Source organism: Kitasatospora sp. NPDC022785 (assembly GCF_055561295.1).
Genome location: NZ_JBVHHB010000010.1, coordinates 74,493 through 99,884, shown reverse-complemented (window position 1 = coordinate 99,884; position 25,392 = coordinate 74,493). Strand labels below are relative to the sequence as shown.

General features: G+C 73.6%; 24 protein-coding genes and 2 pseudogenes. 15 read left to right on the top strand and 11 right to left on the bottom strand.

Translation table 11 applies throughout. The annotated features are described in order from the left end of the window. Nucleotides 1–142: 142 nt before the first annotated feature. Nucleotides 143–1,429: a discoidin domain-containing protein gene (locus ACZ3YO_RS18460; RefSeq protein WP_465570277.1), complete on the bottom strand. Its 1,287-nt coding sequence runs from the start codon at nt 1,427–1,429 to the stop codon at nt 143–145. A 481-nt stretch (nt 1,430–1,910) separates the two neighbouring features. Between ACZ3YO_RS18460 and ACZ3YO_RS18455 the strand changes: the two genes are divergently transcribed. Beyond that, on the top strand, nt 1,911–2,225 hold the full coding sequence (locus ACZ3YO_RS18455) for a hypothetical protein (protein ID WP_465570275.1): 315 nt from the start codon (nt 1,911–1,913) through the stop codon (nt 2,223–2,225). Beyond that, nucleotides 2,222–4,954 (top strand): class III lanthionine synthetase LanKC N-terminal domain-containing protein, encoded by a 2,733-nt coding sequence (locus ACZ3YO_RS18450; RefSeq protein WP_465570273.1) that lies wholly within the window; start codon nt 2,222–2,224, stop codon nt 4,952–4,954. The genes ACZ3YO_RS18455 and ACZ3YO_RS18450 overlap by 4 nt, the downstream gene beginning before the upstream one ends. Nucleotides 4,955–5,079: 125 nt before the next feature. Here ACZ3YO_RS18450 and ACZ3YO_RS18445 read toward each other — a convergent pair whose 3' ends face one another. Further along, nucleotides 5,080–5,769, bottom strand: a complete 690-nt coding sequence (locus ACZ3YO_RS18445) for a hypothetical protein (RefSeq protein ID WP_465570271.1) — start codon at nt 5,767–5,769, stop codon at nt 5,080–5,082. Nucleotides 5,770–5,948: 179 nt separating this feature from the next. On the opposite strand from ACZ3YO_RS18445, the pseudogene ACZ3YO_RS18440 reads away from it, so the two are divergent. The 4 genes and pseudogenes from ACZ3YO_RS18440 to ACZ3YO_RS18425 form a co-directional block, all read left to right on the top strand. Beyond that, nucleotides 5,949–6,641, top strand: a pseudogene (locus tag ACZ3YO_RS18440) (SulP family inorganic anion transporter); the annotation flags it as partial. A gap of 220 nt (nt 6,642–6,861) precedes the next feature. Further along, entirely contained in the window at nt 6,862–7,446 is a 585-nt protein-coding gene (locus ACZ3YO_RS18435) for a TetR/AcrR family transcriptional regulator (RefSeq protein ID WP_465570269.1), read from the top strand. A gap of 83 nt (nt 7,447–7,529) precedes the next feature. Then, entirely contained in the window at nt 7,530–8,510 is a 981-nt protein-coding gene (locus tag ACZ3YO_RS18430) for a zinc-binding dehydrogenase (protein WP_465570268.1), read from the top strand. Nucleotides 8,511–8,620: 110 nt separating this feature from the next. Next, nucleotides 8,621–9,478 carry an S-methyl-5'-thioadenosine phosphorylase gene (locus ACZ3YO_RS18425; RefSeq protein ID WP_465570266.1) on the top strand — a complete coding sequence of 286 codons (858 nt, stop codon included), beginning with the start codon at nt 8,621–8,623 and terminating at the stop codon, nt 9,476–9,478. Here the strand turns inward: ACZ3YO_RS18425 and ACZ3YO_RS18420 are convergent. Both ACZ3YO_RS18420 and ACZ3YO_RS18415 read right to left on the bottom strand, forming a co-directional pair. Further along, nucleotides 9,444–9,875 (bottom strand): DMT family protein, encoded by a 432-nt coding sequence (locus ACZ3YO_RS18420; protein WP_465570264.1) that lies wholly within the window; start codon nt 9,873–9,875, stop codon nt 9,444–9,446. The genes ACZ3YO_RS18425 and ACZ3YO_RS18420 overlap by 35 nt on opposite strands. Continuing rightward, nucleotides 9,872–11,050, bottom strand: a complete 1,179-nt coding sequence (locus ACZ3YO_RS18415) for a molybdopterin-dependent oxidoreductase (RefSeq protein WP_465570263.1) — start codon at nt 11,048–11,050, stop codon at nt 9,872–9,874. The genes ACZ3YO_RS18420 and ACZ3YO_RS18415 overlap by 4 nt, the downstream gene beginning before the upstream one ends. 113 nt (nt 11,051–11,163) lie before the next feature. Here ACZ3YO_RS18415 and ACZ3YO_RS18410 point away from each other — a divergent pair, with 113 nt between their 5' ends. The 3 genes from ACZ3YO_RS18410 (at nt 11,164) to ACZ3YO_RS18400 (ending at nt 14,052) form a co-directional block, all read left to right on the top strand. Further along, nucleotides 11,164–12,669 (top strand): hypothetical protein, encoded by a 1,506-nt coding sequence (locus tag ACZ3YO_RS18410; protein WP_465570261.1) that lies wholly within the window; start codon nt 11,164–11,166, stop codon nt 12,667–12,669. A gap of 125 nt (nt 12,670–12,794) precedes the next feature. After that, nucleotides 12,795–13,448, top strand: coding sequence for a molybdopterin-dependent oxidoreductase (locus ACZ3YO_RS18405; RefSeq protein WP_465551905.1), 654 nt, complete (start codon nt 12,795–12,797; stop codon nt 13,446–13,448). Further along, nucleotides 13,432–14,052, top strand: coding sequence for a cytochrome b/b6 domain-containing protein (locus tag ACZ3YO_RS18400; RefSeq protein WP_465570259.1), 621 nt, complete (start codon nt 13,432–13,434; stop codon nt 14,050–14,052). The genes ACZ3YO_RS18405 and ACZ3YO_RS18400 overlap by 17 nt, the downstream gene beginning before the upstream one ends. Before the next feature lie 126 nt (nt 14,053–14,178). Here ACZ3YO_RS18400 and ACZ3YO_RS18395 read toward each other — a convergent pair whose 3' ends face one another. The 3 genes and pseudogenes from ACZ3YO_RS18395 to ACZ3YO_RS18385 all read right to left on the bottom strand — a co-directional run. Then, nucleotides 14,179–14,847 carry a class I SAM-dependent methyltransferase gene (locus ACZ3YO_RS18395; RefSeq protein ID WP_465570257.1) on the bottom strand — a complete coding sequence of 223 codons (669 nt, stop codon included), beginning with the start codon at nt 14,845–14,847 and terminating at the stop codon, nt 14,179–14,181. Next, nucleotides 14,844–15,299, bottom strand: coding sequence for a TIGR04282 family arsenosugar biosynthesis glycosyltransferase (locus ACZ3YO_RS18390; RefSeq protein WP_465570536.1), 456 nt, complete (start codon nt 15,297–15,299; stop codon nt 14,844–14,846). Before ACZ3YO_RS18390 ends, ACZ3YO_RS18395 begins: the two co-directional genes overlap by 4 nt. A 174-nt stretch (nt 15,300–15,473) precedes the next feature. Further along, nucleotides 15,474–16,184: pseudogene (locus ACZ3YO_RS18385) on the bottom strand (glycosyltransferase family 2 protein); the annotation flags it as partial. Nucleotides 16,185–16,398: 214 nt separating this feature from the next. Between ACZ3YO_RS18385 and ACZ3YO_RS18380 the strand changes: the two are divergent. Then, nucleotides 16,399–17,154, top strand: coding sequence for a response regulator transcription factor (locus ACZ3YO_RS18380; protein WP_465570256.1), 756 nt, complete (start codon nt 16,399–16,401; stop codon nt 17,152–17,154). Beyond that, nucleotides 17,151–18,287, top strand: a complete 1,137-nt coding sequence (locus ACZ3YO_RS18375; protein WP_465570254.1) for a sensor histidine kinase — start codon at nt 17,151–17,153, stop codon at nt 18,285–18,287. Before ACZ3YO_RS18380 ends, ACZ3YO_RS18375 begins: the two co-directional genes overlap by 4 nt. Here ACZ3YO_RS18375 and ACZ3YO_RS18370 read toward each other — a convergent pair whose 3' ends face one another. Further along, the gene (locus tag ACZ3YO_RS18370; RefSeq protein ID WP_465570253.1) at nt 18,288–19,343 is read right to left on the bottom strand and encodes an NAD-dependent epimerase/dehydratase family protein; all 1,056 of its coding nucleotides are present in this window, start codon (nt 19,341–19,343) and stop codon (nt 18,288–18,290) included. It lies immediately after the preceding gene. Nucleotides 19,344–19,728: 385 nt separating this feature from the next. Here ACZ3YO_RS18370 and ACZ3YO_RS18365 point away from each other — a divergent pair, with 385 nt between their 5' ends. Further along, complete coding sequence (locus ACZ3YO_RS18365; RefSeq protein WP_465570251.1) at nt 19,729–20,178, top strand: hypothetical protein; 450 nt, start codon at nt 19,729–19,731, stop codon at nt 20,176–20,178. 139 nt (nt 20,179–20,317) lie between these two features. Here the strand turns inward: ACZ3YO_RS18365 and lanL are convergent, their stop codons facing one another. Both lanL and ACZ3YO_RS18355 read right to left on the bottom strand, forming a co-directional pair. Continuing rightward, complete coding sequence (lanL, locus tag ACZ3YO_RS18360; protein ID WP_465570250.1) at nt 20,318–22,948, bottom strand: class IV lanthionine synthetase LanL; 2,631 nt, start codon at nt 22,946–22,948, stop codon at nt 20,318–20,320. Nucleotides 22,949–22,950: 2 nt separating this feature from the next. Next, on the bottom strand, nt 22,951–23,118 hold the full coding sequence (locus ACZ3YO_RS18355; RefSeq protein ID WP_331741511.1) for an SflA family class IV lanthipeptide: 168 nt from the start codon (nt 23,116–23,118) through the stop codon (nt 22,951–22,953). 502 nt (nt 23,119–23,620) lie between these two features. Here ACZ3YO_RS18355 and ACZ3YO_RS18350 point away from each other — a divergent pair. The 3 genes from ACZ3YO_RS18350 to ACZ3YO_RS18340 all read left to right on the top strand — a co-directional run bounded on the left by ACZ3YO_RS18350 (nt 23,621) and on the right by ACZ3YO_RS18340 (nt 25,046). After that, nucleotides 23,621–23,992 (top strand): low affinity iron permease family protein, encoded by a 372-nt coding sequence (locus ACZ3YO_RS18350; RefSeq protein WP_465570248.1) that lies wholly within the window; start codon nt 23,621–23,623, stop codon nt 23,990–23,992. 95 nt (nt 23,993–24,087) lie between these two features. Further along, nucleotides 24,088–24,429, top strand: a complete 342-nt coding sequence (locus ACZ3YO_RS18345; RefSeq protein WP_465570246.1) for a helix-turn-helix transcriptional regulator — start codon at nt 24,088–24,090, stop codon at nt 24,427–24,429. Nucleotides 24,430–24,434: 5 nt separating this feature from the next. After that, nucleotides 24,435–25,046, top strand: coding sequence for an STAS domain-containing protein (locus ACZ3YO_RS18340; RefSeq protein ID WP_465570245.1), 612 nt, complete (start codon nt 24,435–24,437; stop codon nt 25,044–25,046). 24 nt (nt 25,047–25,070) lie between these two features. Here ACZ3YO_RS18340 and ACZ3YO_RS18335 read toward each other — a convergent pair whose 3' ends face one another. After that, nucleotides 25,071–25,325, bottom strand: a complete 255-nt coding sequence (locus ACZ3YO_RS18335) for a hypothetical protein (protein ID WP_465551783.1) — start codon at nt 25,323–25,325, stop codon at nt 25,071–25,073. Between the last annotated feature and the right edge of the window lie 67 nt (nt 25,326–25,392).

The window sequence follows — 25,392 nt, the reverse complement described above, 5'->3', positions numbered from 1 at the left end:
GGGGGGTCCCCACCCCCGGGGGCCGGGGGGGCCCCCCCCCCCCCCCCGGCGCGCCCCCGCCCGCGGGGGGGCCCCCCCCCCCCCCCCCCCCCGGGGGGGGGCGCCGCGTCCGGACGGCGGCCGGTGGTGGCCAGGTACATCATCAGTGGCAGCTGTACTTCGGGCTGGTGTCCTTGACCTGGCCGTCCGCGCCGACGTAGCTCCAGCCGTACCCGGAGTCGGTGAAGTCCAGCTTCAGCACGCCGTATTCACCGCTGATCCGCTTCTGGCTGTTCGGCTGGACCTGTTCGATCGGGTACGGCTCGGCGCCGCCCATCCCGCCGACGATCTCGACGATCCCGTCCGCGGTGGCCTTCCCGTCCGGGTCCTGCGGGGCGAACCGCTCGTAGTGGTGGTCGTGCCCGTTCAGCACCAGGTCGGCCCGGGCGCCGTAGAGGATCTTCCACACCGGCCGGGAGACCGGGTCGTTGCCGTGCCCGCCCGAGGAGTACAGCGGGTGGTGCCAGTAGGCGGCGACGCACTTCTTCGCGTTGGCCGCCAGGTCGGCCTTCAGCCAGTCGATCTGGGCGCTCTGGTCGAAGGCGTTGGAGTCCAGCGCGACGAAGTGCCAGTTGCCCTCGTCGAAGCTGTACCAGCTCTTGCCCTGCGGGTAGGCGATGCTGCCGAAGTACGACTTGTACCCGGCGAGCGACCCGGCCGGGTCGTAGGTCTCGTGGTTCCCCGGTACCGGGTGGGTCTTCGCCTTGAACGCACCCCAGCTCTTGTCGTAGTAGTTCCGGAAGTCCGAAAGCCGGGCGTCGTCGTACTGGTTGTCACCCATCGTCAGGTAGAACTTCGGGTTGATCTGCTGGGCCAGCGCGGCGGTCTTCGGGTGCGCGCAGCCGCTGTCCGAGGCGGTGCACTGCGCGGCGATGTCGCCCGCCGCCACCACGGTGAACGCCCCGCCCGGCGGGGGCCCGTCGTCCAGCGCCCCGTACACCTCCATCTCGAACAGCGAGTACCCGTACGACGTCCCGCGCGCCGTTCCGTACATCCGGACGTAGCGGCCCTTGCCGGCCAGCCCCGTCCAGTCGTCCGTCCCGCCGTTCCCGGCCTTCTCCTCCGCCAGCCTCGTCCAGGTCACCCCGTCCGCCGACACCTCCAGCCGGTACGCCTTGGCGTACGCGGCCTCCCAAGCCAGCTTCACCCGTGAGACGTTGGCGTTCCCGCCGAGGTCCACCCGCAGCCACTGCGGGTCCTTCCCCTCCACGCTCGCCCACCGGGTGGTGGCGCTCCCGTCGAACGCCTTCCCCGCCGCGTACGACGAGCCTTCCGTGGACGACGCCGTCGCGGGCTTCCCCTGCGAGATCAGCGGATCGGCCGCCGCCCCCGCCCGCCCGGACCAGCCGAGCAACAGGCCGCCGAGCAACGCGAGCACAGCGGCGAACACACCGATACGGACAGGCCTTGCCGAGACACCAAGACGCATTCCTGGACTCCCTGACCTTGAGAAACGGCGAGAGCTGGGCACCGGCGCACACCACACGAGCCCACCGGTCAAGCGGCGACCGCACCACCGCAGCGGCCGGGTCAGAGCTCTCTCGCTGAGCGCGTCACACCCCGTTCGGTGCGGGTGCCGCGCCAAGCCGCCGGCCGACAGCCTAGTAGAAAGTAAAGTTTCCTATCAATGGTCGAGCAGGACCGAACTTCGTCCGGAGTCCGACCCACGGGGGGTCCGGGCCGGCGGGACAGGTGGCTCTCCGTCATCGATGTGACGGATCGTTGCCGCGGCTTTCCCTGTGGCGGTGGGGGCGGGACGGGGCGGACAATGTCATTGGTGGGCACACCCGGTGGGGGACGGGTGAACACGTAAGGCCGCCGAAGAGGCAGCCCCGAGTCCTATTCGCGCACGGACCGAATTGGGGGCGGCTATGACCGAGGATGTCGTCGCCGTCAGACTGCGACTGGCGCAGATCGTCGCGCAGGCCGAGACCGATGAGGCGTTTCGTCAGCGACTGGCTGACGACCCCGGCTCCGTCCTGGCCGAGAACAACATTCCCGAGGGAGCGGTCGAAGAGCTTTCCCGGGCGATCAGTGAATCGCGGTCGCGTTCCGCTGTGGCCGGAGAGTCGTTCGATCCGACCGAATGCATCCATACCGGCGGGTGCAACGACTTCACCTGTATCGCCACCTTCTGCGGACCTACCTGCCACCTCACGATCAAGATCGACGCTCCCGACGCATGAGCACGACCACCGCTGGGCCCGACACCTGGATGCTGAACGCAGTCGTGGAAGCGGTCGGTGGTCGCTCGCCCGACTGGCAGGTCACACCGGCCGCCGACTCCCTACAGCCGTGGATAACGGCCGCTCCCCGTGACCGCACCCTCCCTCGGCAAGGCTGGAAGCTCCACGTTTCCAGTTACGCCTCGACGGCGGCCGAAACCCTTGGGCTGGCTCTGCCTCCCCTGGTCGCCGCGGGAGCCGCCTTCAAGGTCATCGGATCTCTCGACTGGCTCGCCGGTCTGAACCGCGGAGCAGCGGGGATCTCGCAGGTCGGAAAGTTCATCACCGTCTATCCGAGGGACGAGGATGCGGCTCTTGAGGTGGCGGCCGCCGTTCAGGCCGCCACCCGGGGCATGCGCGGACCTCACATCCCGTCGGACCGCGCCTACGCCGACGGGAGCGTCGTCTTCTACCGGTACGGCGGGTTCGGCGACACCCGGATGCAGACCAGGCTCGGCGAGGTCGTCCTCGCCCTGCTGGACCCGGCGGGCCGGCTGGTGCCGGATGTCCGGGGAGCGGCCCCCCATGTGCCGACGTGGGTCGACGATCCGTTCCGAAGGAACGGCCGGAGCGCTTCGCACGCGCCGGCGGACACGGTGGCGGGCCGATACCGGCCCGTCATCACCCTGGCACACTCGCCCGAGACCGTCGTCCAACTCGCCCTGGACCTGTCCGTGCCGCGGGTGTGCGTCCTGAAGCGCGCGAGAGCGCGGCCGGCGGACCACCATGTCGAGGCCGACGACGGCGCCCTGCTGCTGCGGCGCGAACTGGACGTCCTGGCCCGGCTCGCCGGGCGACGGGTGACCCCGGCGGTTCTCGACGTCATCGACAACGGGGACGAACTGGTACTCGTCTCAGAGGACCTGGGCGGGGACACACTCGACCGGCACGTGCGAACGCTGTCCGGAGCGGGCTGCCGCTGCTCCACGGCCCGCGTCGTGGAGCTCGGCGTCGCCGTCGCGGATGCCGTGTCCGCCCTGCACGACATCGGTCATGTACACGGGGATCTCAAGTCGGCCAACATCGTCCTCCTGCCCGACGGCGCGGTGCGGCTCATCGACTTCGATCTGGCGTATCCCATCGGCGCCACAGGGCGGCCCGCCGGAGCCGGGACCCGCGGTTACGTGTCTCCCGGCTGCAGGGCGGGAGGCGCAGTGTCCGCGTCCGACGACGTCTACGCGCTGGGAGCGGTGCTCTATCTCCTGGTCACCGACGCCGAGCCCTCGCGGGCACCCGACGCGGACAACCTGCTGTCGAGACCGCTCGGACAGCTCAGCCCGACCGTCGACAGCGCGCTGGCAGCGGTCGTGTCGCGATGCCTGGCACAGGATCCCGCGCGACGGTTGACCTCGATGCGCGAGGTCCGACGGGCGCTGCTGACGGTGATCGAGCCGCACACGACGCGGGCACCCGAACCGTGCGAGGTGTCCGGCCGGGACGGGACACGGGCCCCGGACGCTTCGGACCTGCTCGAACTGGCCCGCCGGGCCGGTGACTTCATCTGCGCCCAGGCCGACTCCTCGGAGGAGGGAGTGACGTGGCGAAGCCGGTACCGCATCGGCAAGGGGCTGGTTGGCCGCGACCTCAACTCCGGGATGGCGGGCACCGTCCTCGCCCTGGCCGAGCTGACCGACGAACTGCGGGTCCCGCACCACGCGGACGTCCTGCGCGCCGCCGCACGGACGCTCCACGCCATGCCGCCGCTCCCCGGGGACCGGCCACGCGGGCTCTGCGTGGGGGAGATGGGAGTCGCCGCCGCCACCCTGCGGGCAGGGCAGGTGCTGGCCGACGAGGAACTCGTCCAGGCCGCTGTCGACCGGGCCGCCGGGCAGCCGCAGGCACGTCCCGACGACTCTCCCGACCTGTTCCACGGCCTCGCCGGCCGGCTGCTCGCGCACCTGATCCTCTGGGACGAGACAGGCGACGGGCGGAGCCTCGACCGGGCGGTGGGCTGTGGCGACACCCTCCTGCGGCAGCGCGAGGGCGAGCGCGGCACGGCGCACTGGCCGATCCCGGCGGGATACGGCGATCTCAGCGGCAAGAGCTTCCTCGGCTACGCCCACGGTGCGGCGGGCATCGCCGACGCGCTGCTCGACCTCTACGAAGCCACCGGTGCGCCCAGGTACGAGCAGACCGCGCGAGAGGCGCTCTCCTGGATCACACGCCAGGCGCTCCCGTGCCTGGAGGACGGGAGCGGGCTCGCCTGGCCCGTCGTCGAAGGAGGCCCGGCGTCCGCGCCGTTCTGGTGCCACGGGGCGACGGGCATCGGCCGGCTGCTCCTGCACGCCCGGCGCCTCGGTGTCGGACCCGACCCGACGGAAGCGCTCCGCAGCACCTGCCGCTCGGTGTCTCTGGGGGCTCGGTGGAGCGGACCGACCCTGTGCCACGGGCTGGCCGGGAACGCCGAGTTCCTCTGGGACGCCGCTCTGGCCCTGGACGATGACGACCTGCGGGCGCAAGCCCGTGAACTCATCGGCATCCTGGACGCGTTCACGGCCGAGACCCCGCAGGGGCAGGGCTGGATCTCCGAGGTCCCCCGCCGGATCACCCCCGACTACCTCGTCGGATACGCGGGCATCCCCTTGGTCCTGCTGCGCATGGCCAGGCCCCGCCGCAGCTGCCAGCTCAGCCGGGAGGGCTTCCGCCCTGCGGGCGGTCCGCAGCGCCGGAGCCCTTTGGCCCACCCCTGATCACGGGCGCGGCCGAGATCCGGGCCGGCCTGGGCCGGCCGTGGTGGGCCGGGGTGGGCCGGCCCTGGGCGAGGCCCGTGCCGACCGGCGGGACGGGGCGGGTCGGCATCGGCCCCGAGGGCCGGTCAGGGACGGTCCTGGTCGGCGGGGTGGTGCTGCCTGGCAGGGTCGGGCCGGGAGGGCTGCGGGGTCGCGGTGGCGGGCATGACGCGGCAGGCGAAGACGATGTGGGCGGCGATGAGGAGTACGACGGGGAGGCCTCCGAGAAGGAGGAGGAAGGCCGGCGCGAGGTTCGCGAGCAGTGCGAGGGGGAGGCGGGCGTTCCGGCCGCGCGACGCCCAAGGGGCCACCATGAGCAGGGCGGCAAGGACCGGGGCGCCGATGAACAGGGCTACGACGCCGGCGATCTGGAGGTACAGCCCCGGTGGGGAGTCGGGGAAGCCCGCGTCGGGGGAGGTGGACCCGACGGCGAGGGCCGGCAGGGGGGCCAGCAGGACGATCGGCGTCAGGTAGTAGACGAGGTAGTGGGCTGCGGCCTTTCCGGCCCAGCGCAGGGCCGTCCGGCCGTTGGTCGCCCAGGTGCGGGCACCGAGGGCGAAGGGGAGGAGCAGCAGCGGCGCGATGAACAGGAGCAGGAGCCCGAGGTCTCCGCCGGGGTACTCCTCAGCGAGTTCGAACAGCGCCAGGTAGGCGGCGGGCAGCGCGAGGAGGGTCGAAACGGTGAAGGAGTGGCCGACCGCGCAGCACAGGCCGTGCCCGGCCGGTCGCCCGAGCGGCGGCCGTCCGCGCCTCGGGCCGGCGGCGCGGGCTGCCACGAAGGGACCTTCCAAGGCCACCCCGGTCAGCCTGCGTCCTCGCGTGACAGCGCTCGGCCCGATCTGCTGGAACGCTTGCACAGGGCTTCCCCCTCCGTGAAATTGAACGCGTTCAAAGTAGCCGCTGATGCCACGTCCGGTCAATTGACGATCACTCAACTGCCCTGCCGGCGGCGCAGGGCGGCACGCCGGGACGGGCGGGGAACGCACGTGGCGCCCCCGCGAGGACTTCTGGCAGGAGACGGAGCGTGCGCGTGCACCAGGTGTCGGTGATCCTGGCCGGGGTCTTCCAGATCGTGCTGGGCGCGGTCGGGGTGGCGAAGCTGATCCGGTTCGTGCCCCGCTCGGTCATGGTCGGCTTCGTCAACGCTCTGGCGATCCTGGTCTTCCTGGCGCAGGTCCCCGGGATGACGCACGTGCCGTGGCCGGTCTACCCGCTGATCGCGGCCGGTCTGGCCCTGATGGTGTTCTTCCCGATGGCCGCCCTCGTCGTCGCCACCTCCAACCTCGCCGTGGGCGTCGTCGTCGGCTCGGTCACCGCGATGGTCATCTTCGCCAGGCGCGTCGCCCACCGCGCGGACGTCACCGCCGCCACCGACCCCGACGGCGGCCAGGTGGTCTACGCCGTGACCGGGGAGCTCTTCTTCGCGTCCAGCAACGACCTCGTCGGCCGGTTCGACTACGCGGGCGACCCGGAGAGTGTCGTCATCGACCTGAGCGGGGCGCACATCTGGGACGCCTCGTCCGTGGCCGCTCTCGACGCCGTCGAGGCCAAGTGCGCCCAGCGCGGCAAGACCGCCGAGATCACCGGTCTCAACCAGCCCAGCGCCGCGATCCACAAGACGCTCAGCGGCGAACTCGCCGGCCGCTGACGGACCGCACCGCACCGGCTCTCCGGACTCCCGGAGGGCCGGTGCTGTCGTTCGGCGCCGTCGGTGCCCGCAGCCGGCGTGTCGGCCGGCGCGGCACCGCTCGACGGCGGGCGTGAGCTCCACGCGCCGACCCCACCCCACCCGGCCGGCGGGCACGGACGGCGTGGTCCGCCAATCCGGCGACCTTGTTCTTGAATGGTCGCTCATGTATGTTCCTTCCATGCCCAGACCGCGTGAGTTCGACCCCGACACCGTCCTGAACCAGGCGATGCTGCGGTTCTGGGAGCGGGGGTACCGGGCCACCTCCATCGAGGACCTGGTGAAGGCCACGGGCGTCAAGCCCGGAAGCATCTACAGTGCGTTCCCCGGCGGCAAGCGCGCGCTCTTCGTGAAGTCGCTGGAGCGCTACTCGAAGCTGGTCGTCCCGCAGAAGCTCGGGGAACTGGAGGCGCCGGGTGCGTCGGTGGCGGAGGTCCGCGGCTACTTCGACGGGCTGGTGCGCGACCTGCTCAGCCCCGAGGGGCGCCAGGGCTGCCTCCTGGTCAACACCGCGATCGAGAAGGCCGCCGAGGACGACGAGGCGGCGGCCGTCGTGCGCGGCCACCTGGCGCGCCTGGAGCGGTGCATGACCCGCGCCCTGGAGAACGCGGTCCGCCGCGGCGAGGTGCGGGACTCCCTCGATGCGGGCGGCAGCGCCAAGCTGCTGGTCGCGACCTGTCAGGGGCTCATGGTCGTCGGCAAGGCGAATCCGGACGGGACGGTCCTGCGGGCGATCGTCGACAACGCCTTCGCCGTGCTCGCCTGACCGTACGACTTTCGGGCCACCGCGCGCGGTGGCCCTTTCGTCGGCCCAATAGTTGAATGACTACTCAAGAACGAGGTTCGGACATGAAGGCCATCGTCATATCCACTCACGGCGGCCCCGAGGTGCTGACCGTCACCGACCTGCCCGACCCGGTGCCCGCCGCCGGCGAGGTCCTCGTCAGGGTCAAGGCGTTCGGCCTCAACCACGCCGAGGCGTACATGCGCAGCGGCGCCTGGGGGCAGGTCGCCGCCGTCCCCGGAATCGAGTGCGCCGGCCTCGTCGAGGCCGACCCCTCGGGCCGGCTCCCCGCCGGGACGAAGGTGGTGGCGATCCTGGGAGGCATGGGCCGCACCCGCAACGGCAGCTATGCGGAACTGGTGACCGTCCCTTCGGCCAACGTCGTGGCCGTGAACGCGCGGCTGCCCTGGGCCGACCTGGCCGCGGTGCCCGAGGTGTACGCCACGGCGTACAGCGCCCTGCACGGCAACCTCGCCCTGCGGCCGGGCGAGACACTGCTGGTCCGCGGTGCGACCTCCTCCCTCGGGCAGGCCGCCGTCAACCTCGCCGTCCAGCACGGCGCGAGCGTGCTCGCCACGACCCGTCACCCGGCGCACGTGCCCCTGCTGAAGGAGCTCGGGGCCTCCGACGTGCTCATCGACGACGGTCACCTGGCGGCGGAGGTCGGCCGGCGGGGCGTCGTCGTCGACGCGCTGCTCGACATCGTCGGCAACACGGTGCTGCGTGACTCGCTGGCCGCGGTCGGGCCGCGCGGACGGGTCTGCCAGGTCGGCTTCCTCGGCGGATTCGCCCCGGTGGCGGACTTCGACCCGATCGCCGATCTGCCCAGCGGCGTCCAGCTCAGCTTCTTCGGCAGCGCCTTCGTCCTGGGAACCCCTGCCTTCCCCCTCGCGGAGGTTCCGTTGGACGCGATCTACGCCCGGGTCGAGGCCGGCGCCCTGCGGGCCCGCCCCACCCGGATCTTCCGCTTCGGCGAGATCGTCGAAGCCCACCGGGTGATGGAGGCCGGCCGGGCGCTGGGAAAGATGGTCGTCGTCCTCGACTGACGACGGTGCGCTCCCGGGCGCCGTTCGTGATTCGTAAGGCCGTACCGCGCCGGCTCCCGCTGCGCCGGCTCCTACAGTGGCGGCACAGTCAGGCGAGAAAGGTGTGTGAAGTGACGGACGATCAGTTCCTGCTTCCCCGAGCCGATGTAGGTGTGATCGGCGGGTCCGGGCTCTACGAGCTGCTGGACGACGTGGCCGAGGTGCGGGTGGAGACCCCGTACGGCGAGCCGAGCGACGCGCTGTTCGTGGGGGAGGTGGCCGGCCGCCGGGTGGCGTTCCTGCCCCGGCACGGGCGCGGCCACCGGCTGCCGCCGCACCGGATCAACTACCGCGCCAACGTCTGGGCGCTGCGTTCGCTCGGCGTGCGTCAGGTGCTCGGGCCCTGCGCGGTCGGCGGGCTGCGGCCCGCGTACGGGCCCGGGACGCTGCTGGTGCCCGACCAGTTCGCCGACCGGACCTCCGGACGCGTCCAGACCTTCTACGACGGACTGGCTTTGCCGGACGGTTCGGTGCCCGGGGTGGTCCACGTGTCGATGGCGGATCCGTACTGCCCGCAGGGGCGCCGGGCCGTGCTCGCGGCAGCCGCGGGCGCCGCCTGGGACCCCGTGGACGGCGGGACCCTGGTGGTGATCGAGGGGCCTCGGTTCTCCACCCGTGCGGAGTCACGGTGGTTCACCTCCAACGGGTGGTCGGTGGTCGGTATGACCGGCCACCCCGAGGCCGTCCTGGCTCGTGAACTCGGCCTGTGCTACACCTCGATCGCCCTGGTCACCGACCTCGACGCCGGCGTGGAGAGCGGCGAGGGAGTGACCCACGCGGAGGTGCTCGCGGAATTCGGGCGCAACGTGGAGCGGCTGCGCACGGTGCTGTTCAAGGCGATCGGGCGGCTTCCCACCGACCGGGCCTGCCCGTGCGGGCACGCGCTGGACGGCCTCACGACCGGTCTTCCCGGCGTTCCGGGCGACTGACCGGCCGGGATCGGCGCCACCGCCGCACGAGCCCGACCAGGAGGGCGAGTGCGGCGGTGGCAGCCAGGACGGACAGCCAGTTGCGCAGGTAGGGCAAGGGCAGCAGGGAGGGGTTGCCGTGATCGTCGCCGGCACGCAGAACGGCGGGCAGACCGACGGCGGTCACGGCTGCGACCACGATCAGCCAGCCGCGCAGGACCGGCCCGCGGGCCAGGCGGGCGCCGACGAGGCAGAGCAGCGGCAGCCAGACGCCGTCGTGCAGGATCAGCGCCCCGACCCCCCAGGTGAGGATCTGCGCCGGGGCGGTGATGTAGGAGTCGGTCAGCAGGCCGTACAGGCCGAAGCCGATCAGCGCGAGACCGGAGGCGAGGGTGGTGCCTCGGAGCCAGGTCGTCATCGGGCCACCTCGATCCGGGCGACCCACTTGGTCTGGAGCACCCCTGGGCGGTTCGGCGCGATGATGCGTGCCGGGAACCCGTGATCGGCGTCCAGCGTCTCGCCGTTGACCCTCAGGGCCAGCAGGGTGAGCGGGTCGTCGGCGTACTGCGCGGGCATCTCCATGACCCGGTACGGGCCGGCCGCCTCCAACGAGGTGATCCGTGCGGCGGTCCCGGCGGGCGCACCGGCCCGGGCCAGCAGGTCGGCGACCCGGACGCCGCCCCAACGGGCGCTCGCGCTCCACCCCTCCACGCAGGAGATCGGCAGGACCGCCTCGTGCTGGGGGAGTTGGGCCAGCTCGTCGAGCGTGAGCTCGTACGGCCGGGGCCCGTCCACCCGGAGAACCCAGGTGTCGGGAACGGTGACGGTTCCGGCCTGGGCGGCGGTGCGGTTGACCGGGAGACCCTGGGGGCCGAGGTCGGGGCGTCGTGGCGACAGCAGGTTCAGCGGGCGCAGCCAGGGCGCGGTCTGTCCGGCGGTGGTGAGCGTGACCGCGCCGACCGCCGCGGCGACCGACGTCAGGAGCGCACGCCGCCCGGGAACGGGGGCTTGTGGGCGTCGCCAGTTCCCGGCGATGAGCGGCAACTTGGCGGCGATGTGGACCAGCAGGCCTCCGGTGGCCAGCCAGCCGAGCCAGAAGTGGGTCTGCCGGAACGGGAACGGCCACGGGTACCACTGGAGGGTGTTCAGCAGGCCGGTGAACAGCTCCAGCAGCACGGCGGCCACCAGGACGGCGACACCCAGCCGCTCCAGCGCGTGCGGCACGCTCCGCGCCGGAGGCCACGCGAACAACCGGGGGTAGACCGTCCAGAGTTTGGCCCCGGTCAGGGGGATGGCGGCAAGGCCGCTGATGACGTGCAGTCCCTGGGTGACGCGATAGCCGTTCACCGGACGCGCGGGCAGCAGGCCGGACAGCCCGCCCGGCGGGTCCTGGAGCAGATGGCTGGCGAGCCCGGTCAGGAAGCAGACCAGGAGTGCGGCGCCCAGCCACCGGCCGAGGACGACGGCGGTGCGCGGCTCGTGCACCGCCGAGGAGAAGACGTCGTCACGGAACGGACCGCGGCGCAGGAACGCGGGTGGGGGCGGGAGCGCGGGACGGAGGCGGCGCCGGGCGCCGGAGTGCTTGGATTCCACGCCCTCATCGAAGCGTTACCGGGCCCTCGTCGGGTGGTGCGACGTGCTTACGGAATCCGAACGGCGGCCCGCCGGAGCCGTCCGCCCGGCGGGGACGGTGGCAGGGTGGGCGCGTGGCCACACGTACCCTGCTGCCCTGCACGCTCGCTCTCTCCGCGCTGGTGGTGGCTCTGGCCATGACCGTGACCGGCGGTGGCACGCTCGCCGACCGGAGCCCGCTGTGGGGCTGGTACGCACTCGACGCGGGACTGTTCGCGGCAGCGCTGGTGCTCCTGCGGCGGGTGCCCGGCCGCCGGGTGGCGCCGCTGGTGCTGGCCGGGAGCGTGGCCGTCGCCGTGGTCGGGCTGCTGGCTCCGCCGCGTACCAGCGACGACGCCTACCGGTACGTGTGGGACGGACGGGTGCAGGCGGCCGGCATCTCGCCGTACGCGCACGCCCCGGACGATCCGGCGCTCGTCCGGTTGCGCGACGAGGCCCTGTTCCCGGCGACGGACGGCTGTACGGGGTGGGACGAGCGGCGGACGGCGTCCGGCGACTGCACCCGGATCAACCGGCCCTCCGTGCACACCATCTACCCCCCGGTCGCGCAGGTGTGGTTCCTCGCCGTGCACCCCTTCGGGGGCGGGGTGCGGGGGGTGCAGGCCGGGGGTGCGCTGCTGGCGGTCGCGACCACGGGCGTGCTGCTGGCTATCGGGCGGGGGAGCCGGCGGGCGGCCCTGTGGGGTTGGTGCCCCGGCATCACCGTGTGGGCGGTCAACGACGCGCACATCGACACCCTCGGGGCTCTGTTGGCGGCCGCGGGGCTCGGCTGTGCGGCCCGCCTCCACGTGGCCCACCGTCGTGCCGGAGCCGGAGCCGGAGCCGGAGCCGGAGCCAGGGCCGGAGCCAGGGCCAGGGCCGGTGCCGGAGCCGGGGCCGGTGCCGGAACGGGAGTGGGGGCGGGAGCCGCAGGCGTGCTGCTGGGCGCGTCGGTCGCCACCAAGCTGCTGCCGGCCCTCGCCCTGCCCGGAGCCCTGTCCGGGGCGCTCTCACGCCGTCCGACCAGGAGCGACCTCGCCGTCCTCGGCGCGGCTCTCGGGGCGTTCGCGGCGGCGTATGCGCCCCATGTAGCCGTCTCCGGCCCGGCCGTCCTGGGATACCTGCCCGGATACCTGCGGGAGGAGGGCTACGAGCAGGGGCACCTCGACCGGTTCGGGCTGCTGCGGCTCGTGGTTCCGGACGGCTGGGCGCCATGGGCGGCGGGACTGGTGGCGGCGGCGGTGGTGCTGTGGGTGCTGCGGCGCGGTGACCCCCGCCGCCCGTGGCGGGGCGCGCTGCTCGTGACCGGGACGGCACTGCTGCTCGTCGCGCCGGCCTACCCCTGGTACGGCCTGCTGGTGGTGGCCCTGGTCGCACTCGACGGTGCCTGGGAGTGGCTGGCGGTTCCCGCCGCCGGGCAGGTGCTCTACCTGGTCGGCGGTGAGGTGGCTCAGCAGGCCGCCTACGGGGCGGCCCTGGCCTGCGTCCTCCTGGTGCCGGTGCTGCGCGGGCTCGCGCGGTCCCCGCAGGGCGGGACGGCGCCGTGGTCCACGCGTGACGCGCCCGGCGCGGAACGGCCCGTGGTGCGCGGACGGAGATGACGAAAGCCTGACGGCTCGGCGCCGGATCTGGTCGCGGCACCGGTGCGACTGGTCGAATCGGAGGCGTGGACAGAACAGCGAAGCATTCCGGGGGCACCCCGGTGGGCCGGCGGGTGGTGCTCGGCATGCTCGGCCTCGGCGCCGTGGGCGTGGCGGCCGGCCCGTATCTCCAGCGGGCCCAGGACGCCGTGGCCGGGAAGGATCCGACGGGACTCACCGGACTGCTGCCGGGCGGTGGCGGCTTCCGGTACTACTCCGTGGTGCCCTCGGTACCGGCCAGGGGCCCGGATACGTACACCCTGACGGTGGACGGGCTGGTGGAGCGGCCCGGCAGCCACCGCCTGGCCGACCTTCAGGCGATGCCGCAGCGCCGGATCGTGCGGGACGTGCAGTGCGTGACCGGCTGGCGGGTACCGGACACACCGTTCGAGGGCGTGCCGCTCGCCCACCTGCTCGACGCCGCCGGCGTCCGGGCGGGCGCCGGAGCTGTGCGGTTCAGCTGCTTCGACGGCGAGTACACCGAGAGCCTCACCCTGGAACAGGCCCGGCGTGACGACGTGGTGGTCGCGCTCAAGCTCCAGGACGCCCCGATCTCGCACTCCCACGGCGGACCGGTGCGCCTCTACGTGGCGCCGATGTACTTCTACAAGTCGGCCAAGTGGCTGTCCGGGATCACCGTCACCGACACGGTTCAGCCGGGCTACTGGGAGCAGAACGGCTATGACGTCGACGCCTGGGTCGGCCGGTCGAACGGACGTGACGATGCGCCGACCGCCTGAGCTCCTCCTCCGTTTCACCCGCGCCGAGCGCTGGGTGCACCGCGCCACCGCCGCCCTGATGCTGACCTGCCTGGCCACCGCCGCCTGCCTCTACGTGACGCCGCTGGCCGAACTGGTCGGGCGCCGAAGGCTGGTCGCCACCGCCCACGTGTGGTGCGGCCTGGCGCTGCCGGTACCGCTGCTGCTCGGCCTGGCCTTCCGGGCGGTGCGCGCGGACGTGTCGAGGCTGAGCCGCTTCCTTCCGGCCGACCGGGCGTGGCTGCGGGCGACGTGGGCGCGCGCGTCGCACCGTCCGGCGGGGAAGTTCAACGCCGGGCAGAAGCTGTACGCCCAGTGGACGCTCGGGGCGATGCTGGTGATCCTCGGTACGGGCCTGTTGATGTGGCTCACCCACCTGACGCCGCCGGCCTGGCGGACCGGCGCGACCTTCGTCCACGACTGGCTCGCGGCGGCCATCGCCACGGTGACGGCCGGGCACATCCGGATGGCCGTACGGGATCCCGAGGCCCGGCGCGGGATGCGGACGGGGCTGGTCGACCGGCGATGGGCCGAGCGGGAGCACCCTCAGTGGCCGGCCGGGAGCCCGGCGGCCCAGGAGGAGTAGGCCGACGAGGAGGTCCTGTCCGGCCGGTCCCGCCGGGCGCGAGATCGACCGGACCGCGATCGACCGGACCGAGATCGGTCGGACCGAGATCGACCGGACAGGACCTGGCTCCCGCTGCGCGTCTCGTCAGCGGGGGCGGACCGCCTTCCGGAAGGAGAGGAAGCGGCGGCCGTGGGAGGACCAGCGCTCGGTCTCGACGAGCCCGGCACGGCCGGCGCGACGGACGGTGGCCGCCGCGCCGCAGCGGGCCCAGGCGAACGGAGGCCCGAGCCGTCCCTCGGGGCCCTCGACCCGGACGGTGATCCGCTCGTCGACCTCCCCCGGCTCGACTTCGACCAACAACAAGCCTGCCGGAGCGAGGAGTTCGGCGCTTCTGGCGAGCAGCAGCCCCGGGTCGCCGCCGATCCCGAGGTTGCCGTCGGCGAGGAGCGCGCCACCCCAGCGGCCCTCGGCGGGCAGCCGGTCGAACACCGACCGGCACAGGGCCGGCCCGCCGAGCATGCGGGTCCGGGCCACCGCGGCTCCGGTGATGTCGACACCGAGCGCCGGCACGCCGAGGCCCAGCAGAGCGGCGACGAGGCGGCCGGGACCGCAGCCGAGGTCCACCACCGGCGCGGGCAACCGCGTACAGCGCAGCAGCAGGCCGTGATCCGCGCCGGCGGCGGGTGCGCACCAGCGTTCGACGTCGAGCGGGATCCGGCCGCCGTCCTCGCGTCGCAGCCACAGCGGGCCCCGCCCGGCACGAACGGCCTCGGCGAACGGGTCGTCCACCCACGCCTCCGCGGCGACGGTCACCGCGTCATCTCCGGCGCGGCCCCGATCAGGCGAAGGCATGCCGCGAACCTGCTGCCCGGAGCCTCGGCGGCGACGTGGCGCGCGTCCCGGATGGTGTCCACGTCGGTGAGCACCGGGAGATGACCGACCGTCAGGCCGTTCGCCGTCAGTCGGTCGAGCAGGCCCTGCCCGGTCTCCGGTGTGGACATGGGCAGGCCCAGAAGCAGCCGCCGGGCCAGTTCTGCGGTGGGCCTCGCCAGCCCGAGAGCCCAGAAACCGCCGTCGCCGGCCGGGCCGTACCAGGCGTCGACGCCGGTGCGGCGGGCCGGCGACAGGGGCTCCGCGAGGAGGGCGCCGCCGATCTGCGGGGTGTCCATGCCGACCAGCAGCGCGGGCGTGTCCGGGGCGGTCCCGGCGGCGTGCGCGAAGGCGGCCGCGAGCCGTTCGTCCAGCCCGCCCCCCGACTGCGGCACGACCTGCCAACCGGGCGGCAGCCAGGGGCCGGCCTCGCCCTCCAGCACGAGCAGCCGCCGTCCGGCCGGTACCCGGTCGAGGGTGGCAAGGGTGTCGGCCAGGGCGGCCTCGGCCAGCGCCGCCGCCTGCTCGGGTGTGCAGGGCGGGGTGAGGCGGGTCTTCACCCGTCCCGGCACGGGCGACTTGGCGATCACCAGCAGGGTCGGCGGCGGAGCGGCCAGAACGGCCCGCATGTCCCGGACGGCCTGCCGGGTGCCGCGCACGGTTCCGGTGACCTTGGAGCGGCCCGTGCGAGGCAGGTAGTCGACGGGCGTCTCGGCGATCCGCATCCCGGCCGCCGAGGCGGCGAGCACCATCTCCAGCGGGTAGCCGGAGCGGCGGTCGCCCAGGCCGAGTGCCAGCAGCCGTTCACGGCGGGCGGCCCGCATCGGCCCGAGGTCGTGCAGCGGCGCCCCCGTGCTCGCCCGCAGCCGGCGGGCCAGGGCGGCATTGGCGAGGCGGGCGTGCAGCGGCCACGCGCCGGCGGTCGTGGGGCGGCGGCGGCCGAGCACCAAGTCCGCCGAGCCCGCGTGGACCGGCGCGGTGACGCGCGGCAACTGTGCGGGATCGAGGGAGCCGTCGCAGTCCAGGAAGCAGACCAGCTCGGCGGTGGCGGCCAGCAGCCCGGCGTGGCACGCGGCGCCGAAGCCGCGCCGCGGCTCCTCGACGACGCTCGCGCCCAGCGAGCGCGCCAGCTCGGCCGAGCCGTCGCGCGAACCGTTGTCGACGACGATCGCCCGCCAGCCCGCGGGTACCCGTCCCAGCACCCAGGGGAGGGCCTCGGCCTCGTCGAGGCACGGAAGGATCACATCGGCGGGTGGCAGTGGGGGATTCGGAGAGATCACGTCGGCCACGCTAAGGGCGGGCGGCCCGGCGGCGGCCGAACGGCGGCCTTACGAAAGTCCTACGGGCCGTCGCGGGCGTGGGCGCCGTGCCCGGCCCGGCCGCGATCCTACGGAACCCGAAACGTGAACCCCGGCCCGGCCGCGATCTTACGGAACCCGAACGTGAACCCCGGCGCGGCACCTGCCCACGGCCGCAGCTCGTATCCTCGGCGAGGTGAACGAGAGCCCCGCTTCCTCCGGACCACCGGACCCCGCCCGCATCCTGGTGGTCGACGACGACCTGACCGTGGGCGAGGTCGTCGCCGGCTACCTCACCCGGGCCGGCCACCGGGTCGACCGGGCCTGCGACGGCAACCAGGGCCTCGACCTGGCCCGCAGCAATCGCCCCGACCTGCTGGTCCTGGATCTCATGCTCCCCGGGATCGACGGCCTGGAGCTGCTGCGAAGGCTGCGCGCCACCGAGAACGGCGCCGACCTGCCGGTGGTCGTGCTCACCGCCAAGGGCGACGAGGCCGACCGCATCCTCGGCCTGGAGCTGGGCGCGGACGACTACGTCACCAAGCCGTTCAGCCCGAGGGAACTCGTCCTCCGGGTGCAGTCCGTCCTCCGTCGTTCCCGTGCCGCCGTCCCCTCTGCGCCGTTCCCCGCGCCGCTGGCCTCCGGGGACATCACGCTCGATCCGCAGGCTCGCCGGGCCCACCGCCGAGGAGATGAACTCCTTCTCACACTGCGGGAGTTCGACCTGCTCGCACACTTCCTCCGGCACCCCCGGACGGTCTTCGCCCGGCAGGAGCTGATGCAGCGGGTCTGGGGATGGGACTTCGGCGACCTGTCCACCGTCACCGTCCACGTCCGCCGGCTGCGCGAGAAGATCGAGGACGACCCCGCCGCACCGACGCTGATCACCACGGTCTGGGGCGTCGGCTACCGCTACGACCCGGTGACGGCCGGGATGGACGGCCCGGCGTGACGGACCTGCTGCTGATCGCCCTGTTCGCAGGCCTCGGCGCCACCGGCGCCGGCCTCCTCGGATGGGTGGCCGTACGCCTGCTGCGCCGCCGCTCGGTGGCGCTCTCACTCTTCTGCGTCGCCGTCGTCACCGTTCTCGCGGTCACCTCCGGGACGCTCGCCGTCGCCCAGGCGATGTTCCTGTCCGGGCACGACCTCGGCGTGGTGATCACCGTGCTCGGCATGGCCTCCGTGGTCTCACTGCTCACGGCCGCGCTGCTCGGACGCCAGGTCGTGGCCGGCAGCCGGGCCCTGACCGCGGCCGCCCGCACCGTCGGAAGCGACACCGGGTTCACCGCTCCGGACCACCCCCTCGGGCTCGAACTGGCCCAGCTGAGCGAGGAGCTCGCCGCCACCAGCGCCCGGCTCGCCGAGTCACGCTCCCGCGCGCAGGCGCTGGACGCCTCGCGGCGCGAGCTGATCGCCTGGATCTCCCACGACCTGCGCACCCCGCTGGCCGGCCTGCGCGCCATGGCCGAGGCGCTGGAGGACGGGGTGGCCGACCAGCCGGAGCAGTACCTCCAGCGGATCCGTGCCGAGGTCGAGCGCCTCACCGGGATGGTCGACGACCTCTTCGAACTCTCCCGGATCCAGGCCGGCGCGCTGTCCCTCTCGTTGTCCCGGGTGTCCGTCTACGACCTGGTCGACGACGCACTGGCTGGTGCCCACCCGCTGGCGCGGCAGCGCGGCGTCCGTCTGGAGGGCCGTCAGGTCGCCGCCGAGCCGGTCGAGGTGGACAGCCGCGAGATCACCCGGGTGCTCGGCAACCTTCTGGTCAACGCTATCCGCTCGACGCCCGAGGAGGGTGTGGTCGCCGTCTCGGCCCGCCGCGAGGTGGACGAGGTGGTGCTGTCGGTCACCGACGGCTGCGGGGGCATCCCGGAGCAGGACCTCTCCCGGGTGTTCGAGACCGGCTGGCGCGGCAGCGCCGCGCGCACGCCTCGGCGGGATCCCGGCGAGGGAGGGGACAGCGGTGCGGGGCTCGGCCTGGCCATCGTCCGCGGCATCGTCGAGGCGCACGCCGGGCGCGCCCGGGTGCACAACGTCGCAGGGGGCTGCTGCTTCGAGATCGCACTCCCGGCGGCGCGTGCGTAGTCAGGCCCGCAAGGGCGCGGCGGCGAACCCGGCGATCCCCGCACGGAACGGGACCCGGGCCCGCCAGCCGAGTTCGGCACGCAGCCGGGAGGAGTCGGCCGTGATGTGCCGGACGTCCCCCAGCCGGTACCGGCCCGTCACCACGGGCGCCGGCCCACCGCAGGCGTCGGCCAGGGCCCGGCCCATCTCGCCGACCGTACGCACCTCGCCGCTGCCGACGTTGTACGCCCGGGAGCTGCCCGGCAGCCGGTTGCCGAGGTCCTCCAGCGCGGCGAGGTTGGCCGCGGCGACGTCGTCGACATGGACGAAGTCCCGGCGCTGGCCGCCGTCCTCGAACACCCGGGGGGCCTCGCCGCGGGCGAGCGCGGAGCGGAACAGGGCGGCGACTCCGGCGTACGGGGTGTCACGCGGCATGCCCGGGCCGTAGACGTTGTGGTAGCGGAGCGCCAGGACGGACCCGCCGCAGGCGCGGGCCCAGGCCGCGGCCAGGTGTTCCTGCGCGAGCTTGGTCGCGGCGTAGACGTTGCGGGGGTCGCCCGGTGCGTCCTCGGTGACCAGCCCCGGCCGCAACTCGGCGCCGCACCTCGGGCACGGCGGTTCGAACCGGCCTGCGTCGAGATGGTCCGGTCGTCGTGGACCGGGTGCCACGTCCCCGTGGGCCGGGCACACGTACCGGCCCTCGCCGTAGACCACCATCGATCCGGCCAGTACCAGCTTCCGCACCCCGCCGCGTGCCATCGCGGACAGGAGGACCGCCGTTCCGAGGTCGTTGCAGCCCACGTAGTCGGGCGCGTCATCGAGGTCGAGCCCGAGACCGACCATCGCCGCCTGGTGGCAGACCGCGTCCACGCCGGCGAGGGCCCCCTCCACGGCCGCCGCGTCCCGTACGTCGCCGCGCCGGAACCCGACGCCGGCCGGCAGTACGGGCGCCGCACCCGACGGGTGGACCGCAGGCAGCAGTGCGTCCAGCACACGGACCTCGTGGCCCGCCGCGACCACGGCACGGACGACGGCCGAACCGATGAACCCGGCACCGCCGGTGACCAGAATCCTCATGACCGGCGACGCTACCGGCCGGGGACGGCACGGTGGCCGACGACTGGCGTCACGTCATGCATCGGTAAGGGAGATTCGCCCTTCCCCCGGCGGACGCCTGCTCGCCGGGGCCGTCGACACCGCCGGCGCCGACCCCACCACGCACGGCCGTGCCCGCAGGCACGGTGTGGCGTCGGCTCCGCCGCGGGCGAGTGCGCCGACGTGACGGGGCGCAGCGGGTGCGCTGGCGGGCCTTCGCCTCCTACCGGCCGCACGGGCGGGAGGAGCGGCCGAACAGAGGGGGGCGGCGCGCGTTAGGGCTGCGGGCACCGGGGTAGCCGCGATCAGGTAGCGGGGGGAGAGAAGCGCTCGACGACAACCTGACCGGAGAGAAGGGATTCCCGACATGTTGCTGCTCGGACTCTTGCTGATGGCCGCGGCCGGTGCCTTCACCGGTCTGTTGATCGCGGACAACCTCTCCGGCGGGCCGGACTACCAGGTGACCGTTCTCGGCAACGACCTGGTGGTCATGAACAGCCTGGCCGTCTTCCTGTCCGGCGTCGCCCTCGCCCTGCTGTTCTGCCTCGGTCTGGCGTTGATCGGCCTCTCCCGGCGGGCACGCCGCCCGGTCGGGCTCGGCGCCCACCGTCGGGTGCGTCCGCAGGCGTACCCGGCCGCGGAGGCGGACACCGCGGGGACGCGACCCGTCGGTCCGGCGGAACCCGTCGAGCCCGCCGCCTACACCGCCCGGGAGGAGGTCACGTCCGAGCAGGAGGCCGCTGAACGGGACGGCGCGGCCGCCGGACCGACCGCACCCGAGCGCCGCGGGCGGATCCGGCACCTCCTCGGGCATTGAGGCCGGCGGCCGGCCCGCGCGACACCTGCGATGCGCCGTGGCGCAGGCCGACGACTCCGCACAAGCACAGCCGGACCATCGGAGGCCCGGAGGGCCGGGCCTCCGGGCCTCCGGGCGGTGACGGCTCCGCCCCGCCCGGTCAGCCGATGAGGCCGAGCCGCTGTCCGCCCCGGCCGTGCAGTCGCCTCAGGAAGGCGAGCACGCCGGCGGAGCCGCCGGCCCAGGTGGCGCTCGACCCGGTCAGCCCGGCGTCCGGGAACACCGGACGCGACGAGGTGCCGCCGCTGCGGCTCAGGATGATCGCGGCGACGGTCTCGGCGGCGTCCCGGAACTCCTCGGACCCCGACGCCTCGGCGACGTCCACCATCAGGTCCCCGACACCGGACAGCCCGCAGCACTGGGTGACCAGCGGCATGCGGGGCGCCAGGGCGGCGCAGGTGCGCGCGGCCCGCTGGGCGAGGGCGAGGTACTCGGGTTCGCCGAGGCGGTCGGCGGCCCGGACGAGCACCGCCCCGATCCCGGCCAGGCCCCGGCACCACGAGCCGTAGCGGCGTGTCGCCCCCGGGCCGGTCGCCGCCGCGACGATGCCCGGCGTGAGGGCGGCGAGCTGCGCGCATGCCCGCCCGGCCCTGCGGACGGCGGCCGGCTCCCCGGTCGCGCTTGCGTACTCGAGCAGGAAGTAGGCGACCCCGGCCTCGCCGTGCGCGAGTCCTTCGCGCAGGGCGGCGCTGCCGACGGTGCCGGCGCCGACGGGCGTCAGCCGGGCCCTGCCGGACGCCAGCATCCGGTCACACTCGGCGGCGACGGCGAGGTGCCGGTCGGCGAGCCGGCTGTTGTCGTCCGCGACGGCGTGCCGGGCGAGAAGCAGGCGGCCGACGCCGATTCCGGCGACGCCCTCGATCAGGTCCGCTTCCGGTGGTCCGCCGTCCGGGCCCCGGGTCGGAAGCGCCGGGTGGCCTGCCGGCCCGGCCGGTCGTGTCGTTCGGGGCCCTCTCCGGTGCCCGTCCACTTCCCCGTCTTTGTTCTTGTCGCCGTGCCCGGCGTCCGGGGTCGCCCCTGCTGCGGTGAGGAAGAGCTCGACGCCGGTGCGGCCCGAGTAGAAGCCGGGTGACAGGCTCCTGGACTGGCTCGCCGTCCAGTGCGCGAGGGCGTCGACGGCTTCGCGCACCCCGTGTCGGTGGAGGTGGTGAAGGAGTTCCAGGCCGAGCCCCGAGCTGCCGCGGTAGACGTCGACCGGCGTCGGGATGGTCGCGCGTGCGGCGAGTACGGGGTCGGACATCCTGCGGGCCTCGTCGACGCAGAACGCGGTCGTGTGCTCGATGATCTCTTCGAGCAGGCCGTCGTCGAATCGGACCCGGCCGGGACCCCGGGACGCCCGGGGTGCCTCCGGCGGCTCGAACGCCGCGGGCACCCCCGTACGGAGCCGGTCGGCGCCCGCGGTCCGCACGGCCGGATCGAAGCTCGTCAACTCGGCGATCGCGGCCCGGATCCGCCGGTGCTCGTCGCCGGGCAGCGCCCATGCCAGGCCGGCGAGGGTGCGGTCCCGGTTGACGGTGGCGTCCGTGTCGACGATCACCGGATCCATGCCGGTGGCGGCGAAGCAGAGGGTCGCGCCCAGGGCGTAGTAGTCGTCGGCGGGCTCGGCCGGTCCGGTCGCGCGTCGGACCGGGTCACTGTAGCCGGGGGTCGAGCCGTCCGGACCGACGCCGTCGAGGGCGCTGATCCCGAAGTCGATCACGTGGCACCGGCCCGTGGCGTCGAGCACGACGTTGTCGGGCTTGAGATCGCGGACGACCACGCCCCGGAGATGGATGGCGTCCAGGACGCGCAGGAGCTGGGCGGCCAGGTCGGGGAGCGTGCGCGACGGCCGGGCCTCGTCGTCCTGGTACGGGCCGTTCTCCTGGACGTCCCGCCGCAGGTCCCGGTCGCCGCAGGCGGTCATCACCAGGTACTCGTCCGAGCGGTGCCGGAAGTAGTCGAGCGCGCGGGGCACCCCCGTGACGGTGTCGAGCGCGGCCAGCACCGTCCGCTCGTTGCGCAGCCGGTCGCGGGTGTCCGCTCCGGACTCGTCCTCGGCCACGAAGGCCCGGGCCTGCTTGACGACCACCGGCAGCCCGGTGAGCCGGTCGGCCGCGCGGTAGACGTTGCCCTGCGGCTTGCGCACGATGCCGCCGGTGACCCGGTAGCGTCCGTCGCCGAATCCGGGGGAGGACTGCGGCCGGGCGCCGTGCCCGGGCCGGTTCTCGAAGGGGTCCTCGGCCCACGGCGGGCAGCGGTACGCACCGGCGGCCAGGCCGTCGAAGGCCCGGCCGTCCGGACCCACCATGACCGACTCGAGTCGCCCGCTCCGGCCGGTCCGGTAGTCGCCCGTGAAGGGCCCGTAGCGGTAGTAGACGGGGGAGCGTGGATCGACCCGCCGGTCGCTGACGATCTGCGGACCCTCCCGGTCGCGCAGCAGGGCGACGAGTACGTCGGCGAGCCCGACGACGGTGCCGGGTGCCGGGTAGACCGTGATCGCCTTCCCGACGGCGCCCGCACTCGACACACCGGAGTTGATCGCCCGCAGGGTCTCCGGACTCCTCGCCCACTTCGCGTGGCAGACGTGGCGCGCGAGCACCGGCAGGACGAGGCCGGTCACGGCGTCGAGGTCGCCGGGCCGCGCCGAGATGTGCAGCTTCCAACCGTGCTCCATCGCCGGCATCCGCGGATCGTTCAGGTACGACCAGGTGTCATCGGACCATCCGCTGCGGCCGGCGATGGGCGCGGTCACCGCTAGGAGTTGAAGTCGCAGGCGAAGCGGGTGGTCGCGGTCACCCACGGGTCGGCGAGACACGCGGTGGCGTCGTGGTCGCTTCGGTCGTCGTCCTCGAACACGATGGCCTCGTCGTCGACCACCAGCGGACCCGCGTCGCGGATCTCGTCCATCATGGCTACGGGCATGTGACGCCTCCAGGTCTTGTCGTGCGTCCGGCGACGGCGCGGGTTGCGCCCGTCGCGGACCGCCAGGCCCGATGGGGCCGGGGTCCTGACCCCCGAAGGTAGGGAGGAATGATCGGCCTGACAAGGGGTCAGAACACGTGAATTTCACAGGGAGCACACATTCATGGAGGGATGGTGCGCTCCGGTGGGTTCTCGGTCCCGCCGCCTCCGGGCCGCTGGGGCGTGGCCTGATCGTTCCGTTCCCGCCGAACTGTGACCGGTCGAGGGGTGGCGTCCGGGGAGGACCGGCTGGAGTGGCGACGGCCGGCCGCGTGGGCGAGCCGCCCTTCTCGGGGTCGGGGCGTGGCGCATCCGCCCCCCCGGGGATCACAGTCCGCGTGGCGGTGCGACGCCTGGCCCGGATCCGGGCCGCGGCCTTGGTCTACTCATGGGGCCGGGGTCGTCGTCCCGGTCCAGCCAGGGCCGGTCGACCCGGCCGAGGACCGGCAGGAGGAGAGTGGTCATGACGTTCCAGCATCCGGCGCAGAAGGGCGACGACGGGCGGCGTGGCCGGTTCGAGGAGGCGGCCGAGCTGGCGTCGAACTTCACGAGTTCGCCGTTGTTCGCCGCCCTCTGTCTGGGACTGGTCGGCCTGTTCGTGGCGGCTCATGTCGCGGGGTGGTCCGCGAGCTGGCAGTTGCTGGTCGGTGACGCGATGAGCGCGGTGACGCTGCTGTTGCTGGCGTTGCTGAAGAATGCGGAGCGCCGTGCCGAGCACGCGATCCAGCGCAAGCTCGATGCGATCGCCGCGGCCCTGCTGGAGCAGCAGGAGGGCAAGCGGGGCGAGGCGCACGAACATCTGAAGAGGGCCATTCGGATGGAGGAGCGCCTCTGATCCCGTCGCGGTCCGGACATCGTGGCCTCCTCCGCAGCGGCGAAGCCGGAAACAGGGTTGCGGAAACCGGCATTTCGGTTCATATAATGTGTTTCATGGCCGAGGTCCAGGAGTCGCGCAGCAGCTGGACGTTCCTGACGCAGCACGCCAGGGTCCTGCTGCTGATCTCCCGCGACGCGGACGTGCGCCTGCGGGACGTCGCCGCGGCGTGCGGGGTCACCGAGCGGGCCGTCCAGGCGATCGTCACCGACCTGGAGAGTGCCGGCTACGTCACCCGCACCCGGCGCGGGCGCCGCAACCACTACCAGGTCGTACGCGGCACGCACTTTCGCCACCCCGCCGAGGAAAGCCACGAGATCGCCGGGCTGCTCGGACTGTTCGCCGACAGCGCCCGGCTCCCCGGCAGCCCGGAGTCTCCCGACATCGCAAGGGAGTGAGCGCCATGACCGCACCACGAGTCCCCGACTCCCGGACCTCGCTCTCCGGCCCGGGCGAGGCGAACGGAACGCCCCGGCCGGGCACCGTCCCGGACCGTGGCAGCCTGTCTCCCTCGGTGGACCAGGTCTCCCGGCCGCGGTCGGCTCCGGGAGGCCCGGACGGACGGCACACGGGGCACCGTGCTGAACCGCAGAGGGGGCCGGCTGCGGACACGCCCACCGCCCGCCCGTCGGCGGCCTCCGGCCCGGCCGAGGTCCCGGTACCGCTCGGTGAGGTCGCCGGGCCGGATCTGGCGATCCGGCTCACGCCCGGCCGGGCGGGTCGCTGCCGTGCGGAGGTGCGCGGCGAGATCGACACGGACACGGCGCCCGAGGTCGTCGACGCGCTGACCGCGGCGCTGCGGGACGGCATCACGGGCGTGGACGTGGTGCTGAAGGACGTGTCGTTCTGCGACTGCGGCGGCCTCAACGCCCTGCTGGAACTGCGGCTGCTGGCCGAGGAGGCGGGCAAGGACCTCGTACTGGCGGGAGCCTCACCCCAGGTCCTGCGGCTGCTGGACCTGACCGACACCACCGCTCTGCTCACCGCACCCGCACGCCTCCGGCGTGACCCGTAGACGTCCTCCGGCGCCCCGCCCGGCTCACGACGATGCCGCGTGCTCCGTGCGCTCCGCCTGGTCCAGCAGCAGCCGGGCGAGTTCGCGTGCCTCGGCCGGGCTCAGCCCGGCCCAGATCCTCGATGTCCCGCCACGTTCGGGCCCGACGGCCAGCGCGATCCGGCCGAGGCGCAGTCCGGCTGCGCCGAGCCGGAGTCGGCGAACCTCGATCCGCCGCCCACAGGCCGTCACCAGCGGTTCGATCCCGGTGTCGTCGGTCGCACGCGACAACGTCCTCACACCCCTTCGATACGTCCCGGTCGGTATAGGAGGGAACGCGTACGGCGGGTGGGCCATTCCACGGCCA